The 18,473-nt window shown below is 55.6% G+C and carries 16 protein-coding genes; 12 read left to right on the top strand and 4 right to left on the bottom strand.

Going from position 1 to position 18,473, the window contains the following annotated elements; all coding sequences use genetic code 11:
• The first annotated feature begins 2 nt into the window (after positions 1 to 2).
• Both rpmC and rpsQ read left to right on the top strand, forming a co-directional pair.
• Positions 3 to 236: a 50S ribosomal protein L29 gene (rpmC, locus tag L7A15_RS02825; protein ID WP_083090723.1), complete on the top strand. Its 234-nt coding sequence runs from the start codon at positions 3 to 5 to the stop codon at positions 234 to 236.
• A 5-nt stretch (positions 237 to 241) separates the two neighbouring features.
• Positions 242 to 514: a 30S ribosomal protein S17 gene (gene rpsQ / locus L7A15_RS02820; protein WP_237188171.1), complete on the top strand. Its 273-nt coding sequence runs from the start codon at positions 242 to 244 to the stop codon at positions 512 to 514.
• A gap of 93 nt (positions 515 to 607) precedes the next feature.
• Here rpsQ and L7A15_RS10745 read toward each other — a convergent pair whose 3' ends face one another.
• The 4 genes from L7A15_RS10745 to L7A15_RS02805 form a co-directional block, all read right to left on the bottom strand.
• Positions 608 to 1,219, bottom strand: a complete 612-nt coding sequence (locus L7A15_RS10745; protein WP_369127735.1) for a 4'-phosphopantetheinyl transferase family protein — start codon at positions 1,217 to 1,219, stop codon at positions 608 to 610.
• A gap of 62 nt (positions 1,220 to 1,281) precedes the next feature.
• On the bottom strand, positions 1,282 to 2,463 hold the full coding sequence (locus L7A15_RS02815; RefSeq protein WP_237208107.1) for an isochorismate synthase: 1,182 nt from the start codon (positions 2,461 to 2,463) through the stop codon (positions 1,282 to 1,284).
• A complete protein-coding gene (locus L7A15_RS02810) occupies positions 2,460 to 3,254 on the bottom strand; it encodes an SDR family NAD(P)-dependent oxidoreductase (RefSeq protein ID WP_237208106.1) in 795 nt (264 codons plus the stop codon). Before L7A15_RS02810 ends, L7A15_RS02815 begins: the two co-directional genes overlap by 4 nt.
• Positions 3,251 to 3,877 (bottom strand): isochorismatase family protein, encoded by a 627-nt coding sequence (locus tag L7A15_RS02805; RefSeq protein WP_237188173.1) that lies wholly within the window; start codon positions 3,875 to 3,877, stop codon positions 3,251 to 3,253. Before L7A15_RS02805 ends, L7A15_RS02810 begins: the two co-directional genes overlap by 4 nt.
• Before the next feature lie 349 nt (positions 3,878 to 4,226).
• On the opposite strand from L7A15_RS02805, the gene L7A15_RS02800 reads away from it, so the two are divergent.
• The 10 genes from L7A15_RS02800 to L7A15_RS02755 all read left to right on the top strand — a co-directional run bounded on the left by L7A15_RS02800 (position 4,227) and on the right by L7A15_RS02755 (position 18,394).
• A complete protein-coding gene (locus L7A15_RS02800) occupies positions 4,227 to 5,054 on the top strand; it encodes an ABC transporter substrate-binding protein (RefSeq protein ID WP_237188174.1) in 828 nt (275 codons plus the stop codon).
• 20 nt (positions 5,055 to 5,074) lie between these two features.
• Positions 5,075 to 7,333, top strand: coding sequence for a hypothetical protein (locus tag L7A15_RS02795; RefSeq protein WP_237208105.1), 2,259 nt, complete (start codon positions 5,075 to 5,077; stop codon positions 7,331 to 7,333).
• An 87-nt stretch (positions 7,334 to 7,420) separates the two neighbouring features.
• Positions 7,421 to 8,338: a plasmid partitioning protein gene (locus L7A15_RS02790; protein WP_237208104.1), complete on the top strand. Its 918-nt coding sequence runs from the start codon at positions 7,421 to 7,423 to the stop codon at positions 8,336 to 8,338.
• Positions 8,339 to 8,357: 19 nt separating this feature from the next.
• Positions 8,358 to 9,389 (top strand): FecCD family ABC transporter permease, encoded by a 1,032-nt coding sequence (locus tag L7A15_RS02785; protein ID WP_237208103.1) that lies wholly within the window; start codon positions 8,358 to 8,360, stop codon positions 9,387 to 9,389.
• Positions 9,386 to 10,375 (top strand): FecCD family ABC transporter permease, encoded by a 990-nt coding sequence (locus tag L7A15_RS02780; RefSeq protein ID WP_237188179.1) that lies wholly within the window; start codon positions 9,386 to 9,388, stop codon positions 10,373 to 10,375. The genes L7A15_RS02785 and L7A15_RS02780 overlap by 4 nt, the downstream gene beginning before the upstream one ends.
• Complete coding sequence (locus L7A15_RS02775; protein WP_237185988.1) at positions 10,368 to 11,168, top strand: ABC transporter ATP-binding protein; 801 nt, start codon at positions 10,368 to 10,370, stop codon at positions 11,166 to 11,168. The genes L7A15_RS02780 and L7A15_RS02775 overlap by 8 nt, the downstream gene beginning before the upstream one ends.
• A gap of 24 nt (positions 11,169 to 11,192) precedes the next feature.
• Positions 11,193 to 12,458: an enterochelin esterase domain-containing protein gene (locus L7A15_RS02770; protein WP_237212271.1), complete on the top strand. Its 1,266-nt coding sequence runs from the start codon at positions 11,193 to 11,195 to the stop codon at positions 12,456 to 12,458.
• Positions 12,459 to 12,464: 6 nt separating this feature from the next.
• Positions 12,465 to 14,174: a (2,3-dihydroxybenzoyl)adenylate synthase gene (locus tag L7A15_RS02765; RefSeq protein WP_237208099.1), complete on the top strand. Its 1,710-nt coding sequence runs from the start codon at positions 12,465 to 12,467 to the stop codon at positions 14,172 to 14,174.
• A 10-nt stretch (positions 14,175 to 14,184) separates the two neighbouring features.
• On the top strand, positions 14,185 to 14,397 hold the full coding sequence (locus L7A15_RS02760; RefSeq protein ID WP_237185991.1) for an acyl carrier protein: 213 nt from the start codon (positions 14,185 to 14,187) through the stop codon (positions 14,395 to 14,397).
• Position 14,398: 1 nt separating this feature from the next.
• A complete protein-coding gene (locus tag L7A15_RS02755) occupies positions 14,399 to 18,394 on the top strand; it encodes an amino acid adenylation domain-containing protein (RefSeq protein WP_237208097.1) in 3,996 nt (1,331 codons plus the stop codon).
• Positions 18,395 to 18,473 lie beyond the last annotated feature (79 nt).

The raw sequence follows: 18,473 nt of genomic DNA, 5'->3' as shown, positions 1-18,473 counted from the left end.
AAATGGCAGTTGGATCAAAGGATCTGAGCATCGACAAGCTCGCAGAGCTCTCCAATGAGAATCTGGTAGAGAAGCTGCGTGAGTCGAAGGAGGAACTGTTCAACCTCCGTTTCCAGGCAGCCACCGGTCAGCTTGAAAATCCCGGTCGTATCCGCTCAGTGAAGCGCGACATCGCACGTATTTACACCGTGCTGCGTGAACGCGAGCTCGGTATTCGTCCCGCAACCGAAGGTTAAATCACATGAGTGAAGTAAAGACTGAAGAGCGCGGCTACCGCAAGACTCGCCGCGGCTACGTTGTCTCCGACAAGATGGACAAGACTGTAGTCGTTGAGGTCGAGGACCGCGTAAAGCACGCCCTGTACGGCAAGGTTATGCGCCGTAGCTCCAAGATCAAGGCCCACGATGAGCAGAACTCTGCTGGTATCGGTGACCTCGTTCTCCTGGCCGAGACTCGTCCCCTGTCAGCCTCCAAGCGCTGGCGTATCGTCGAGATCCTCGAAAAGGCTAAGTAAACCCTAGGTTTTCTTAGAAGGACAAGATAAAAGGCTCCTGTTTTCCCCTTAGGGGAAAACAGGAGCCTTTTGCCGTATCAAGGACTTTCAACCTTATTCGTCAAGCCCAGGGGAACAGGCATAGCTGAGCAGACAGGGAAGGCGAGAATCTGAGCCTATGGTTTTGAGGCTGTACTCTTCCTTACCCCTGCCGCTCAAAGTGGAATCTAACAATGGTCTTTCACCTAAAGTTTCGACCAAGGATCCGCTTCCCGTCAGCTTATACAGGGCTTCGCCACGGGTCCACAGGGTCAAGAAGGTGGGAACAAAGCATCCTGCCTCTAGGGCTTGTTTTAAACGAGCCTGGTCTGCCGGGTGAAAATAGCGGATGATCCTGATCGCCTTCTGCTCAAGGAGGGGAGCTACTCTAAGAGATTCGCAATCAATCCCTAGGTTATATTCGCCAGGGCCAAGAAGAACAGCCAGGTAATTAGCTGAATGACTGACTGAGACCGAACAGGTGGGCTGAATTGGCTTACCTGTAGGAGTTGTCTCCCAGCAGATATTTTCTATTCTCTGCCCTGTGTATGAAGCAATCGCCCTTTTAGCCAGCCACCGGTGCAAGAGCCACTGCTGGCCTAGGTGCCGGTGGCTAAACTCCTGAGCCCGTTTGTGTTCTCCTGGCTCTAGCTCTTCCCGATAGAGTGAAGGCGGAATCAAGCCCATAATCCTCTGTGAGTCATAAACCGCCATTTCTAGCTGGTGACTCCTGTGGGCGAATAGGGGTTTTATGGGCACGATGAAGCAAAGACCATGTTCGGACTGAGAATGTTCTGGCAGGCTGAAAGGATTGTTAGCATCTTTGCCTCAGTTTCTGCCAGTTCTAGGTCTGGTTCAGAACCCTGCACGATTCCAGCTCCAGCCCACAGATCAATCGTCGATCCGTAGATATGAGCTGACCGTAGGATCAAGGACCAGCGCCCCTGACCTGCTCCGTCCATCCAGCCCACGAGCCCTGCAAAGTACTGACGGGGTGTTCGTTCAAGACGGGTTATGTGGGGGAGGGCGATGGCAGCGGGAGTACCACCCACAGCTGGGGTGGGGTGTATCTGTAAAGCCAGCTGCAAAGGATTGTAGGCAGCAGGTACCTGGGCACTCATCGGCGTTCCCAGATGATACATAGAATCTGTTTCAGTGATTTCTGGTGGGCAGATAGCTCCAAGACGAACCCCCGGCATGTTCTGGAGCTGCTGGCAGATATGCTCAACCACGAAAGAATGCTCGTAGAGATCTTTGGAGGAATTGAGGAGAACCTGCTGGGCTTCTTTGAGAGTTGAGCAGGTTTGTTTGTGCCGGGATCCAGCCAGCGGGTGAGTGTAAAAATGGTGGTCACGAACATCTGCAACGACTTCGGGGCTAGCGCCTACCCACTGCTGCTGATCTGCGGTTCTTAGGCAGAATGTATCAGCTCGGGGGTTAGCCCGGTGAAGGGCACCGGCTAAATCTATCCCCTGTAGGGGTTGGTTTTCGGCTACCGTATACCGTTTATACCTTCCCAGAACAATTTTGTGCACTTCACCCTGCTTCAGGATAGTGAGGGCTCTTTCAACAGCTGACAGGTAGTGGCGCTCTTCTGCCTGGTTGAAGGAAATATCTGCTCTTAACCTGGAAGCCCCAGACGCTTGAGGTTCTTCCCCTGGGCTAAAAAGTGTGCCCTTACCTACCAAGCCCGCGGGATCTTGAGCTTGAGGCTTGGGGGCTGCAAGCAGGTAGGCGGGTTCTTGGGGGTTGAAGGGGATGATTCCACAGACCACTTTGTCTTTGGCAGGTTTTCCCTCGCTGGAGGTAAGGGCCTGCCGGATAAATTTTCTAGCCTGAGCGGATCGTACCGGATCTTGGCAAATAGTTGAGCTTCTTACTCGATAGAGTTTTTGCTGGGTGATGAAATCAAAAGTCGCTGTATGGTTCATCGCTGGGTTGCCCCTCCATCGACGGTTAGCTCTGCCAGATTGATGTGCCTAGCCGCAGGAGACAGGAGAAAAGCAACAGGGTGGGCGATATCTGAAGGTTCTGCGACCCGTCCAAGTGGAATTCCTGTTCTGTAGAGCTGAGGATTGCCGGCGATACTTTCAGCAGTTCGGTCTTCGCCGCCCCACATGGTGTGGACCATAGGGGTTAGGGTAGTGCCAGGGTTGACGACGTTGGTCCGTACCCGCCACGGTGCAAGTTCTAAGCCGAGTGATGTGGTGAAATGAGCAGCAAAGGCCTTGGACGCCCCGTAGGCTGCCATGTGCGCCCGTGGCCCGTTAGCAGCGTTGGAGGCAACAGTGACAATGGAGCGGTCTACCCCTTCTGTTTCCTGGGCCTGATTCACCATAGCGCGTGCTACTGCTTGGTAGAGGTGGACCATGGCGGTGACATTGAGAGCTAACAGAGAATCGAATTCTCGCAAATCAAGTTCTAAGACCGGTCCATGGACAAGAACACCAGCTACATGGGCCAGACCAATAAGGTCGTAATCTTGCGCTATAGCAGGAACGAAGGACCTCACCGCCTCGTGGTCGGTTAGGTCGAGAGCTACAGGGATTACTCGTGATGGCCAGCTTTTGGTATATACCTGGGCTTTTTCGAGGTTTTGGGCTGTATCGCTGGCAATGAGGTGGCAGTGCGAGAAGTCGGGCAGCTGGAGTAACAGATCGAGCAGGGCGGATCCGATTCCTCCTGCTGCGCCGGTGATGATGATTGCTTGTGGTTTGGTCATGAAAGTTCTAGGAGCTGGTTGGTGGTCGTGACGTAGCCACACCGGCTGGCGACGTAGCTGAGAGCTGAGCGATGGTAGGTAGCGTCGAAATCTGCCTGGGCATCTGCAATAAAGAAGACTTGGAAGCCCTTCATGAAGGCAGTGAGCGCGGTTGTTTGGCACCCGATATGCGAGTAAATACCGCTGATCCAGAGTTGATTTTTCCCAGCTGCCCGAAGACGTTCTTCGAGGTCTGTGCGGTAAAAGGCACAGTAGCGCCATTTCGTGAGAACGGTATCTGCGTCAGTGGGGGCAAGCTCAGAAATGATGAGGGCGTCTTCTGTTTGGGTGAGTCCTGGCCCCCAGAAGTCGGTGAGTAGGGCCCTGTCGCCAGCAGTTTGCCGGGGCGGTTGTGCCGTGTAGATTACTGGCTGTTGGTGCTGATGAGCTGTGTGGATCAGGCGGGCTGTATTGGAAATTGCGGTCTGGATAGCGGACCCAGGTGCCCGGTCGAAGGCCTGCACAAAGTAGTTTTGCATATCGTGTACTAGCAAGGCTGCGCGTTCCCTATCTGGAATCCAGTCGACGGTGTTGGGAGGAAGGTCCTGAGTGCTAAGGGCGTAGCGATCGATGGTAGGGAGCATGATCGTCCTTCAGTGAGGTGGGGTCTACAGGGGAATAGGTGACGCTCATCTTCTACCCAGAGCTAGACCCTCAATAAGGGCAGAAAAATTTTGCGTAATTACCATTATTAAAGATAAGGTTAGCCTATCCTTAAAAACAAGTGATGACTCCCTGAGTCCGAAGGATAGTACTGTGCCTCTCACCCGTCGACATCTTTTCCTTACAGCTAGCTTCTCTGCCCTAGCACTGTTTACTGCCTGTTCTGAAAAATCCACTGAATCTGAGGCCCCATCAGATTTTGGGGCAGGACGTACGGTAACAGATATAGAGGGCAACACGGTTGCCCTGCCTGAAAACCCCCAAAGAATTGTGACACTCTCCGAACCAACCCTTGACGCGGTATTAGCCTTGGGCATTACCCCGGTCGGAGCAGTTGCCGGACGGGGGCAAAGCGGCGCCCCCCATTACCTGGGGGATAAGGCAGCAGGTATAGAAATCGTTGGCACCGTCTCAGAACTACAGTATGAAGCGATCGGCGCTCTCTCCCCAGATTTAATTTTGGCTGACGGAACCAGTATCAATAACAGGCCCGACGTCCTCGAGATCCTGCGGAACATTGCCCCGGTCGTCTTCTGCGGCTATGCTGGCGGGCTCTGGGAAACAAACTTCACCTATGTCGCCCAGGCCTTAGGTAAGACAAGCGAAGCAGAATCCTATCTGCAGGACTACAAGGCATATGTAGCGGCCACAGCCCAAGAACTGAACCAGAAATATAGTTCTTCAACTTTCTCTATCGTTCGATGGCAGGGGAGCGGGCCATCTTTAATCCTGAAAGAGCTCCCTGCCGGTCAAGCCCTTGAAAGTCTTGGGCTGCAACGTCCTGAAAGCCAAGACAAGATGGGACGGGGCCATTCAGAACCTGTTTCTCTGGAGAACCTGGCCAGCATAGATGCGGACTACATGTTCTTGGGAACCCTGGGGGGAGCCAGCCAATCTGACCCTACAGCTGAAGGCTTAGCTAATGTCCAGGGGGCGCAACAGGCGCTAGAGCAGGCCGAAAAAACCTCCGGCTTCACAGATCTGAAAGCCTACCAGGCCGGACGGATCCTGCTGGTTGACGGTTCGCTGTGGACCTCTACCGGTGGCCCCTTGCTGATGCGAGGAATCATCGAAGACGTGAAAACACATTTGCTCTAAACAATTTGAAAAAACACACCATGAAAACACCACAAAGTTTGTCTTCCGTTCAGTACCTGCCGACCCTCACCGGGCTTGCCCTGGCCGCAAGCGTTGCCGCCTCAGGTCTCGTCCTGCAGCCAATCCTGGCGCCTGCTGCATTTTTGGAAGGAAGTAGCCTGGCTATTGCCCAAGAAACCAAGGCTACCAAGCAGGTAACTGTAAGCCAGATGCTGAACGATGATGGAACGGTGACGGTGACCGGTAGTGGCTGGACCTCAACAGCCCCAGACCGCGGTGCCGTGGTTGCCTTTAAGTGGGATGGGGGAGCGGTCTTCAATCATGAGCTTCCGGCTCACCCCCTGACCGGACAACCCCTGACCGAAGCCCGTTTTGCAAACGTCAACTTCTATACGGTGGCAGCACCCGACGGCACCTTTAGCGTCAATATCAAGCTGCCAGACTCTACAACAGCCAAGGTGCAGGACGCAGACTGGCAGTCAGGCAGCTCTCACACACTTCAGGCCCTGGCAGGTTCGCTGGCTGACGGTGATTCCCCTGGCTCTGTAGCTGCCTCATTTACTGTTCCCTCGACAAGCCTTGAGGACACATCAACCTGGCCTTCTGTAACAGCCGGTTCTGCACAGGTGCGTATCTCACCTGTAACAACAGGGGAGCAAGCCACCATTCGACTGATTGGGCAGGGCTGGACTAAAGAGGATGGCATCAGTGCTTCCACAGTCTCGATCAAACTGGAATATCTGGATGCAGAAGGCAAGGTTCGCCAGTATGAACGAACCGATAGGGCGATTTCATCCTATTTGCAGTCTGTCGGGCGGGCAGCAGATCCTACGAGCTGGGGCCTGCTCATCCCAGATGCAGAGCGTACCCGACCTGACCAGGGGCTACTAGCTATTAGCGCTGACGGTAGCTTTGATATTGAACTTGAATTGCCTGAAGAAGTACAGAAAGGCTCAGCAGGGGACTACCTGGCAGTCTTCATACAATCCGGGAGAAACGCTGAAGCCGATGTGACTCGTTCTGTCCGCTCTGAACCAATACCGGTCAACGGGGTAGCTGGTTCTCTTCCTAGCGATGATGACCATCAGACCGTCTGCACCACAGACCTGAACAGTCCCACCTTTGAAATCGTCAACCCCACCGTTGAACTGGGTGGGAAACTTCGTGTCGTGGGTGAGGGCTGGTGCAATACCGAAAACCAGCGGGCCACCACTGTTGCGGTGAAAATTGATGACGGTGGAATCAGCCGGCTTGATACGTCCCTTCACTCGAATCGTACAATCTGGGCTATTTTGCACCCGGACCCTGCCACCGGCCGCATCGACGCCACCATCGACTTGCCTGACGGAACTACAGCGAGTTCTTCCCCTGCTCTGGCAGAGGGCAGCCATTCGCTGCGAGTGCTCTCTGGCTCTCTTGCCCCAGGGGACCGGGCCGTTACCTTAGGCGGCGTCGGAAAACTGGACTTCGTGATTGGGCAGTATTCTCCTCACGCCATACCAGATACGCTCTCAAGCGAAGACCTATCAGCTGCTTCTCAAGGTCACATGACGGCCCAACTCACGGGTAGAAATATGCGCGTAACCGTACCCGGGGCAGAGGCCGGCCAGTGGGTGATGATTAATCCCTATATCGGTGGGTCTGTGCGGAGCAACTGGGGCTCAGGCTGGGTCCAACTAGATGCCAATAAGTCTGTGAGCTACCTGCTACCGGAAGATCTAGCAGCAGGCGACTACCAGGTTGTCGCCCAAAGCGGGGAGCTAGAAAATTTTGGTGCCCTGCTGGGTTGGGCGTCCCTCACTGTCGCAGAAGCTCATCAGGAGGCTGCGTCCGCCCCGGCTACTCGACCCAGCCAATCCCAGGTGAGCGGGGCAACCGGTAACCTCTCAGCCTTCCCCGTTTCAGCTGCAGCTGGCTACAGCCTAGCTGATTCTGTCGCCCACAGCCCAGTAGGTTCATCTGCCACCACAGCTGTTGGAATGAACGTCCCAGTCAGCCAGCTGGTCTCCCTGCCGTCTCAGGTGCTGCGGGCCCCAGCCCCCCGTCAGAATGTGGCCGGCCCCGTCACGAGCCCCACCGCAGAACCTGCCAGCACACCACCAGCTCCAGGTAAGGTCACCGAGCAGACCAAAACAAGCAATAGTTCTGTTGCTCAAGCCGAGAACCCGGCAACAACCAGAAGCTCCTCGCTCCTTGACCCCAATAACCTCTTGCTGTGCGCAGCTGCAGCAGTTTTGCTCGCCACCCTCGCCCTTACCCGCCAAAAGAAAAAGTCATAAGGAAGAAGTATGTCTGTTTTCCCCAAAATGAGAGTCTTCTGCGTTGCGCTTGGTCTAGGAGTAGCCGCCTTATGCGGTCCAGTAGGTTTGGCACCTGCCCATGCCCTACCTCCGGGCGGAGCCGCAACCTCCAATACCCCCGGCACCAGTTCTAGCGTTTCACCTGCAAGCCTTCAGGCAGGCGATACTCTCACCTTTTCAGTCTCGGGTTTCCCCGCAGGCGAACAGCTCTACATCAAGGTTGATGACGGTGCAGCCTGCCCCTCAGACGCTGCTCAAGGCGCCTGCGTCGTCCACCAGCAAAAAATATCGAGTAACGGTACCGCTTCCGGTTCTTTCATCCTCTCGAAGGAACTGAGCGAAGGGCCCCATACCCTCCGTTTCCTGGCCACAGAAATTATGTACGATGCGGACGGCAACTATCAGGGGTCAAAGGGCTACACCAACCGATCGCCCGAATTTACCATCTCGGGTGTGAATGAATCATCAAGCGGTGGTACGACCGTCAACGTTGATCCGAGCGTCATCAATAGCATCGAAGAAAACGTAGCCCAGGCTGAAACTTCTAACCAGAATCAGATGGCTACTAACCCGGCCACAACAGATAGCCAGAACCAGGAGACTACTTCCTCATCAGCTGAATCTAGCGTGGCTACCGTCAGCACCGACACCGCAGCAGACGGAACCACCATCTACCTCGATGCTGAGGGTAATCCTATTAGCCAAGAAGAATATGAAGCCCTGCTAGCACAAGAAACAAGCACAGCTTCAGCCCCCGAAAGTCAGCAGGCCAGCCCATCAGCCACGATGAGCCCAACCGCCGGTGAAAGCTCAACAGCGTCAGCTCAGGCCCAAGCCAGCGCAAGCCAGGAACCCGAAGAAGAGACTGCAGCAAGTATCCCTCAGCAGGGAACCTTCCCATGGGTGGGTGCGCTTGTCTTTGGGGCATCAATCATCGTGGCTGCCTTCGTCCTGCTGCGTCGTCACAAGACTTCTGAGAAATAAGCTCTCCTGAAACCACCGTATGACTACCTCACCTGTGCGCTCGCGCCTGCGAGACAAAGCCCTAGCCCCTCGGAGATACCTGGTGCTGCCGGTCTGTGCGGCTGCGCTGGGTCTGACTCTTTTGCTATCCCTGAGGTTCGGTTCTAACGCCCTAGAAGGCCAAGACATATGGGCTGCTCTTGCAGGGGATAGCACTAGCCCTGCCTACACCATTGTCTGGGACCAGCGAATCCCGCGTACCCTCCTTGCCCTGGTGTGCGGGGCAGCTTTGGCTGTCGCTGGATCCCTGATGCAAACTCTGACGCGCAATCCGCTTGCTGATCCCGGTCTTCTGGGAGTCAACGCGGGAGCCTCTTTAGCCGTGGTTCTTGCCGTGGTGATTTTGGGGCCCCTCCCCATCCTGACTCTCATGGGCGCTGCTTTCATGGGAGCTTTGGTGAGCGTGGGGGCAGTCTTTGCCCTGGGTAGCTCAAAAGGGCAGTCGATGTCGCGTTTTATTTTGGCCGGTGTTGCTTTGGCAGCGTCCCTGACCGCCATCACTCAGGCACTCCTGCTTGCTAATCAGACGGCCTATAACGAATTTCGTTTTTGGGCAGCTGGGTCCCTTGAAGGACGCGGGTATGAGGTGCTGCTTCCCACCTCCGTCCTCGTTGGCTTAGCTCTGATCCTAGGATTTTGTCTCATTCCCTCCCTGCGTACGCTAGCGCTCGGGGCAGAAGCTGCACTGGCGCTGGGAACCTCAGTGAAAAAAATTACCTGCCTTACATTACTGACGGTGTCTCTCCTAGCGGCAATATCAACCGCCGCGATTGGCCCTCTTGCCTTCGTTGGGCTAGCGGTACCTTTTATCCTCCGAACCCTTCTGGGCAACAAGGTGGGCTGGGTGACTGCAGGGGCTGTGCTGGCAGGTCCCGCCTGGCTCATTGCAAGTGACGTTTGTGCTCGCACTATCATGGCGCCTGCAGAAATTCAGGTAGGAATCATCACCACCCTGCTTGGAGGCCCTCTCTTCCTGGCCCTGATGTCTCGACGAAAGGTACGCGAGCTATGACCTACCGCATCCGAGCCGTCACCCTCTCCGCCCTACTTAGCTCTTTACTCCTCGGACTGTGGGTTTTGATGCAGGGGGATTACAACCTCACAGTTACAGACGTTGTAGCTGCCCTCAGCGGCTCCGAAACAGGGCTGGGAAGCTATTTCGTCCGGGAAATTCGAGCTCCCCGAATACTAGCTGCCCTCCTCGTAGGAGCTGCCCTGGGACTATCGGGGGCAATTTTCCAAACCATCACCCGCAACCCTCTGGGATCCCCTGACGTCATAGGGTTCACGCACGGGGCAGCTACCGGGGCCCTCTGCGCCATGATTGTGTGGGGAACCAGTCCCTGGGGTACTGCCCTAGGCGCAATCGTAGGAGGAGCTGCCACCTCCTGCGCTGTCTATCTGCTTACTCGATCAAGAGGCCTTGAAGGGTTTCAACTGATCCTGGTTGGCCTGGGGCTAGGCGCAACCCTAGCGGCAGTAAACTCCCTGCTAGTAGTGCAGGCCTCTGTGACACAAGCTCAAACAGCAGCAGCCTGGCTGGCAGGCTCCCTGAACAGTATGACCTGGGGCAAAGTAGCCCTTCTAGCTCTCCCGCTTGCCCTGGTAGCCCCGCTACTTCTCTGGCTTGCCAGGCCCCTGCGGACCCTCAACTACGGGGATACCCTGGCCCAGGGCATCGGGGTGCCAGTAGCCAGCGTCAGGCTAATAAGCCTCATTCTGGGAGTGCTCCTGGTCGCCCTAGCAACAGCACTGACTGGCCCCATTGCCTTTGTTGCTCTTGCAGCTCCTCATATCGCCCGTCATCTGAGCCACCAAGCAGCTGGGAACCTAGGCACAGCAGCCTGCACGGGTGCCTTCATCACCCTAGCGGCAGACGCCCTAGGCCAGTTTGCCTTCCCTACCTCCCTCCAAGTCGGAGTCGTCACCGGAGCCCTCGGCGGCCTGTACCTCATTTTCCTCATCTACAGAGCACGACGTAAGGACAGCAGTGAGTAAGTTAAACGAGAGTGCGCTAGAAGCCAAAGACCTCCATGTCGCCTACGAGAAGCACCCCGTACTTCACGGTATCAACTGCTCAATCCCTCGCGAAGAGCTAACCGTGATTCTAGGTCCTAATGCCTGCGGCAAATCAACTCTTCTCAAGACCTTTGCGAGAATCCACCAGCCAACAGCAGGAGAAATATATCTTCAAGGGCAGAAAATTACAGACCTATCAAACCGGTCAATAGCCCAGACTCTAGCCCTACTACCCCAGAGCCCCCACGCGCCAGACTCCGTCACCGTCGCGGACGTCGTGGCTCTAGGACGTTACCCCTACCAAGGCTTCCTGGGAAGAATGCGGAGAGAAGACCACCGTATCTGCCAAGAAGCCATGGATGCCTGCGGCATAGCAGACCTCAAAGACAGAACCCTACAAGAGCTATCCGGCGGCCAGCGACAAAGAGTGTGGATAGCAATGACCCTAGCCCAAGACACACCCCTGCTTTTACTTGATGAGCCCACCACCTACCTGGATATCACTCACCAGCTCCAGGTGCTCGATCTGGCAGCTGAACTTCACCGGCAGGGGAAAACGCTTCTGCTGGTGCTACACGACCTCAACCTGGCTTTCCGCTACGCCACTCACCTCATCCTGATGAAAGCCGGAACAATCATGGCAGAAGGTTCACCCCAAGAGATTGTCACCCCGCAAATCATTGAACAGGTCTTTGACATCAAGGCCAGTATCATCACCGACCCCCATAGCCATACCCCGCTCATGATTCCCCACGATACCCGCAACCCCTAGACCTTCATGAAACATCCAGTAGCCATGAACCAGACCCCCCAACCTCCCAAACGTCCCCGTCCTAGCCCCGTCCCTAGAACCACCTCACCCCGTATCTCAGCCCTCCTGGAGGCACGAAACTCCGGGTACCTGACGGACCAAGACCTCAGCACCCAGATCAGCCACCTGATGCATCAGCTACCCTTCCTTGAAACGAGCAAGCCTAACCACAGCATCGTCACCTTTATCTACGCCCAAACAGAGCCCCTAGAATCAGTGCTCCTGTTCGCAAATCGGCTGACAGATGAGACTAATCTTGAAGCAACACTTCTCGAAAAAATCCCCGCAACCCCCTACTGGTATGCCTCCTTTGAGCTAGAAAATAACTGGCGAGCCTCGTACTGCTTCTTACCCACCCCTCAAGGCCAGCAACCCGCCTGGCTCAGTAGCACCCACCACCCCCAGCTGAGGGCAGCACTCGATGCCGGCCAGGCAGACCCCGCCAACCCCCGCCACTGCCCGAACAGGGGAGGTAACCTGCTCTCCGTCGTTGAGCTGCCGCAGGCCCCAAATGCCCCCTATCCAGCTGACTATCGCGTACCTTATCAGCCTCACTGGAACACATACACCCCCCCAAAACTCCACCCCGATCAAGGCGCCCTAGACTACGAACTCCTTCCCATCGGCGTCCCCACCGATACCTCGCCACTCTTCATCATCTTTGACGGAGAAATATGGTCCCACCAAGGCCTGCCCGCAGCAAGTGCTCAAGCAGTCAAGGACGAAAAACTACAAGACCACTACCTGCTGCTGATCCACTCCGGCGGCCGCGAACAACGCTGGAAACAACTCGGACAAGACAGCCCCCTGCTGGCAGAGATCGCCACCGGCCTGCTGCCCCACCTGGCTCACACATACGCCCTCAGACTCCGCCCAGAACGGACCGTCCTTGTGGGCCAAAGCCTCGGTGCGCTCGCAGCCCTCACTGGCGTCCTTACCTACCCCCAAATCTTTGGAATTGCCCTAAGCCAGTCAGCCTCCCTGTGGAACCCCTCCGCAGAACAAGCCCTGGAGAAAGCCAGCTCCACCCTGCCTCCCTCCCAAAGGCAAAAAATCCGACTCTACCTAGAATGCGGAACCCAAGAATGGGTACTCCTCGAACCCCACCAGGATTTTGTACAAGCTGCCCACACAGCAGGGATTGACGCCCAACTCACGACGTATAACGGTGGCCATGACTACGCCTGTTGGAGAAACAGCCTCGTGGGCCACTTAATCCAAATCTTTCCTGCCCCTCAAAACGAAAGCTAACACCTCATGACAAAGACGTCTGCCCGCAGCCCCCTGCAGCCCATCGCCCCCATGCCCGAAGAGTTTGCCCGTACCTATCGGGAGGCTGGCTACTACCAGCCAGAGACTTTCCCCGAATTTATAGAAAATATCTTCAAAAAATACCCCGATAACATTGCCGCCCATGGAATTAGTACCCGGGGAAACTACCCGGTATCCAGCACCGAAACTCAGAGCTGGACCTACCGGCAGCTAGAGCAGGAAGCCCATACAGCTGCCCACCATATCCGGAGCTTCGGCGTTAGCCCGGGAGATCGCGTCATCTTACAGCTTCCTAACACCCTTGAATTTCTCGCCTATATGCTTGGGGCTTTTATTGCCGGTACCCTGCCCATCTTTGCCCTCCCGAAACACCGTGCTCAAGATTTGGCCCACTATGCGCGAACCACAGATGCAGCCCTGCACCTCTTTGCCCAAGGCGCAGAAAACACAGATTACTGGGCTCTTTACGCAGACTACAGTAAGCAACTCCAAAAAGAAGGGGTAGAACCTCCCCAGGCCCTAGACCTGACCCAGGCACCTGCTGTCCATCAGGAACAAGACCTGAAGTATGATCAGCCAATAGCCGACCGCGGGGCAAGAATCCTCAGCGAAAATACGGCCCTCTTCCAACTCTCTGGCGGAACCACCGGGCTATCCAAACTCATTCCCCGAACCCACGCAGATTATCTCTACTCCGTTCGTGCCTCAGCAGAAATTTGTGGGGTAACAGAAGAGACAACTAACCTCGTGGTGCTCCCTGCTGCCCATAACTTCACCATGAGCTCGCCAGGTATTCTAGGCTCTCTATACCGCGGAGCGACCCTGGTCTTTGCCCACGACCCTAGCCCCCAAACCTCTTTTGCCCTGATTCAACGCCACCAGGTAACCCAGGTTTCCTTAGTGCCCCCGCTCCTACAGAGCTGGTTGCTCTTGGCTGAGCGTCGTTCGCTGAGCTTGCCCAGTTTAAAAGTTATTCAGGTAGGTGGGGCCAAGTTATCTCCTACCCTGGCCCGAAAAATTACGCCTCAGCTAGGGGCAACCCTGCAACAGGTCGCTGGTATGGCAGAGGGGCTGGTGAATTACACCCGGTTGGGCGATGATCCCGAAACAGTGTGTTCCACCCAGGGCCGACCCATTAGCCCCCACGATGAAATCAAGGTCGTAGATGAACGGGGTAGGGAGGTCAGCACCGGCCAGGTAGGGGAATTGCTGACCCGCGGCCCCTATACCATCCGTCAGTACTACGGTGCTGGCACCCAGTCAGGGGCCAACTTTACTGAAGATGGCTTCTACCGCACTGGGGATTTGGTGAAGATTGACGGGCTGGGAAACCTTGAAATGGTAGGCCGTATCAAAGACCAGATTAATCGCGCAGGAGAAAAGATATCGATTGATGAGCTTGAGGACGCTGCCCTGCAGTTGGCAGATATCAAGGACGCTATTGCTATCGGCATCCCAGATGAACGGCTAGGGGAAAAGGTGGGTCTGGCTCTCACCCTTCAGGAAGCAGCCCAGCGCCCCACCGTGCAGTCGGTGAGGAAGCAGCTTCGGGCGTTAGGGCTGAGTGAGTACAAACTCCCAGACCAGGTTTTCGTCCTCAATGACCTACCCCTGACCAATGTTGGAAAAATTTCACGAAAAGATCTCAGGTCCCAGCTCGCACAAGAGCTGCTCGGCCCCAAGCACTCACAGTAAGGACGCTCCTATGTCACTTGACCAGCTAAAAGAACTTCTCGCCGCCTATCTTCCCCAGGGCTCACAGGATCTTGAGCCGTCTAGCAATATTTTTGATGCAGGTCTAGATTCAATGGGGGCTTTCCTCTTACTCGATGACCTGGCATCTGCCGGGTATCAGATTGAATTTACAGACTTAGTTGCCCATCCCACCCTTCACTTTTTGAGGGAGGCGACTGCCTAAGATGTCACTGACCTGGTACCCTCTTCCTCGTTCTGCTCAGGGAATCTTTTTTGCTACTGAGCTTGAGCCTGAAGGTTCTAGCTACATCACAGCTGAGCTGATAATGTTTGAAACCCTCTTGGACGCAGGGCTCCTGCGACGAGCTATCCGAGCAGTTTATGCGGAACACGAAACCCTAAGAACTGTCATTGAGCTAGGGTATAGGGGCCAGATCCAGCGGGAGGTGGTGTGGGCTGCGCTTCCAGCGGAGGAGCATAGTCAGCGTCTACAGATTCTAGAAGAGCTATCCCTTGAGGCAGCACCGGGAGATGAAGAAGCAACCGTATTAGCCTGGGCCCAGCAACGGCGCCAAAAACCCATGCCCGTGTGCCAGGGGCAGGGACTCGATTCTGCCCTGGTGCAGGTCAACGGCCAGCACTGGTTTTATCATTCCATTCACCACCTCCTTGCTGACGGTTTTGCTGCCTATGAGATCCTGCGGCAGATTTTTTCTGCCTACAGCCAGCTAGAGGCTGGCGCAGTAATGACTTTCCACAAGCGTCCTTCTCTGGCTGAGCTTGCTGAAGAAGACGCTCACCTTCAGCAGGAGCTGGAGATTCAGCGTGCCGCCTACCTGCAGAAACTACCGGAGCTTGCCTGGGGTGAGGACCCGAGCCTGGATGTTGCTCCTGGTGCTGGTGGCCCAGGGGTAGCAAATGACGTTGTGCGTGTTCGAGTCCCACTCTCTTCTGAGTTGCAGAGCACCTACCGGAAAATTGGTGACCTCGCGAGGGCTTCTTGGCCGCACATGATGGTTGCGGCAGTAGGTGCTTTTCTGGGCAGGCATCAGGGGGTGGACTCCTTCCGGGCTCTGGTTCCGCAAATGAACCGGCTGATACCGGGGCTCCCTCCTCGGCTGAGTGCTCAAACAGCTTTGAGTGCTGTGAACCTGCTTCCGCTTGTCTGCCCTGCCCGTGGTAAGGCCCGGAAAGCGCTAGAAGCGGTGCAAGCTGGGATGAAATATAACGCCGAACATGCCCTTGCGCCCTATGAAGATCTGCAGGCACGCGCCTCCCAGGAAGGGGTACTGCTGGGGGGAGCCCAGATTAATATCGTGCCCTTCGATGCCCACTTTAGTGCCGGCAGCGCAGGGAGAGGGCGCGTTATCAACGTGGCAGCCGGGCCTGTTCCCCATATGACCGTGACCGTCCGCGGGATGCCCTATCGGGGGCATGAGCTTTCGGTAGAAATCGACATCAACACTGATCTGCTCCTGGCCCAAGATGCTGATGCTTTAGCGCAGCGACTTGTTCATTGGCTAGGCAAGTGGGCTCAGATTGCCCTCGACGATGGTTCTATGGACTCTCTGTCTTTGCTGAGTCCAGGCGATGAAGTTCTGCTGGAGTCTTTGGAGGGGGAGCACGTTGACCTAGATTTTAAGCCCCTTGCAGCTATCTTGGAGCAGAAGGCACAGGAAATCCCTCATCAGGTAGCTTTTGTTGAGGCTCCTGCCTACCAGCAGGGTTCCTGGAATTTTCAGGGGGAACGGGAACTGACTTATGCCCAGCTTCGAAATAGCAGCATGAGTTTGGCTCTTGAACTGGCTAGCTGGGGAGTAGACCGGGGGAGCAGGGTCGGGGTCCGGGGCCACCGCAGCCTCGAGTTCATGGTTGTGGTTTTTGCTCTAACCTATCTTGGAGCGGTCTATGTTCCCCTTGAGCCTTCTCTTCCGGGTAGTAGGGTTCGTAGCATGTGTCAGGATGCCGAACTTGAGTTAGTTGTGAGCAGCGATTACTTGAGTCAGCTGCAGCTTGAAGACCTATCCCAAGAGTACGGGGTGAAGGTCATGAGCTTCCCGGAACATCTTGAAGATAGGGAAGCAGAGGGTGATCTCGCTGCGTTGAAGGGGCTGACTCTTGGTGCTGATGAGCTGGCCTATATCTTGTTTACATCCGGTTCTACCGGCCGCCCCAAAGGCGTGGGTGTTAAAGCCATAGCCCTCCACAACCGCCTCGCCTGGCAGAGTCAGCTCATTAGCCTGGGGCAGGAAGACCGGGTCTTGCATAAGACTCCTATTTCCTTTGACGTTCATATCTGGGAGCTCTATTGGGGAGTGACCCAAGGGGCGAAAACTGTGCTTTGCGCCCCGTGGGGGCACCGCGACCCCGCTTATCTAGCGAGGGTTATCAGCAGTTCTGCAATTGATGTGCTTCACTTTGTGCCAAGTATGCTGGCAGCCTTTGTGAGGTCGAAGCAGGCGCAAGAGCTCATGCAAGGATGGGATGGGCCGCGGGCCCTAGTGTGTTCCGGGGAGGCTCTTGAAGCATCCTTGGTTCGGCAGGCCCACCAGGTGATGGGCGCAAAAATCTATAACTTTTATGGGCCAACTGAAGCTGCAATTGACGTCACGGCTTACTGCCTGGATCGCGGGCAGGTGCCTGATCTTGTGCCCATGGGGAAGCCTGTATGGAATACTGCAGTTTCGATTCGGGATGCAGCGGGCCAGCTGTGTCCACCGCTGATGCGCGGTGAACTCTACCTGCACGGAGTGCAGGTGAGTGACGGCTACCTTAACCGGCCAGATATGACAGCTGCAGCTTTTTCGTCTGACGATTTCGGTCAACCGGTCTACGCCACAGGCGATGTTGTGGTGTGGGGCAAAGATAACCTGCTGTATTACCGGGGGCGGCTAGACCACCAAATAAAAATCCGGGGCCAAAGGGTTGAACTAACAGAAATTGAGACTGTTCTTTCTGAAGCCCCTTCTCTTGCCAGCAGCTGCCTTATCTACCGTCAGGAAGGGGCTAAGGAGTACCTCCTCGCCTATGTCGAGGCGGCTCCCGGAATGGGCTCTGAGGAAGCGGTAGATCTTGCCCGGAACCATGCTGCCCGGCACCTGAGTGACTACATGATTCCTACCCACTGGCAGGTTCTTGAGAATCTTCCACTGACTGTTAATGGGAAGATTGACCGCTCCCAGCTGATGGGCTATCCCCTGCCGGAGGAAGAAGCTGGGGAAATACCTCCACCAAGTTTTACGGTTGAACGGTGTTGCCGGGTCTTTAGCCGTGTCCTAGGGCAGGAGGTGGGGGCTGCTACTGACTTTTTCTCGGCTGGTGGTCACTCCTTACTGGCCATGGTTCTGGCAGAGGAGCTGGGTCAAGAATTCGGGTGTGAGGTTTCTGTGGTGAGTATTTTTGCCAACCCTACGCCCGAGGGATTTGCTGCCAGCATGTTTCAGGAGGATTTGGACGATTTTGATCCCTGCTTGATGCTTCGTTCTGGCGACGGCGGTGCCCCCGTCATCTTTATGCCTCCAGCAGGAGGGCTGGGCTGGTGCTATGCTCCTTTGCTTTCAGCGGTTCCCGAAAGCAGCCCGGTTTTTCTGATTCAGGCTGAAGAATATTCTGGGGCCAGCAGAGGGGAGTCATCTTCTCTTACGGAGGCAGCTGGTAGGGCCCTTGAAAGACTGCTTGAGATGCAGAACTCTAACCTGCGAGGAGCTACTCTCGTGGGTTGGTCTTTAGGCGGCATGATGGCACAAGAATTGGCTTGCAGGTTGGAGGCAAGGGGGCTTCCTCCCCAGAAAGTTCTTGTTCTGGACGCCTACCCCCAGTCCTACTGGAGGACCTTCCCTCCTGGCCAAGAGGAAGACCGCTGGCGGGCTATTGCGAGATTGGGTGGCCTAGAGCTAGAGCAGGAAGACCTGACAGAAGCTGGTGTCATAGAGGCCCTGAGGCTAAGTGGTAGTGCCCTTGGCTCTTTGCCGCCTGAGCGATTACAGGTCTGTTTGAAGCTGGTTCAAAAAGCGATGGAGTGGGTTCGTCAGGGAACTCCTTCCCCTCTTGAAGCTCCCCTCGTTCTACTAGCGGCTCAGCAGACATTGGAGGCAGGTGCCCCCGGCCAGGCCTGGAAGGCGTATTGCTCAGATTACGAGCTTGTCGTGGCTGAGGGGGGTCATACGGACGTGCTGAAAGCGGCTCTGATTGAGCAAATTCTGCAAGGTCCTGCCAATTAAGAAAGAAAAATATGACCTAATGCGGAAAAATACTTGCCTCCAGTCATTAATTAGGTAAAACTTAACTATGTATTCGGTA

The sequence above is a fragment of the Rothia nasimurium genome (assembly GCF_928391935.1).
Classification (GTDB): domain Bacteria; phylum Actinomycetota; class Actinomycetes; order Actinomycetales; family Micrococcaceae; genus Rothia; species Rothia nasimurium_D.
The sequence above is the reverse complement of the archived record's forward strand: the minus strand, read 5'-3'. Positions and strand labels throughout refer to the sequence as shown.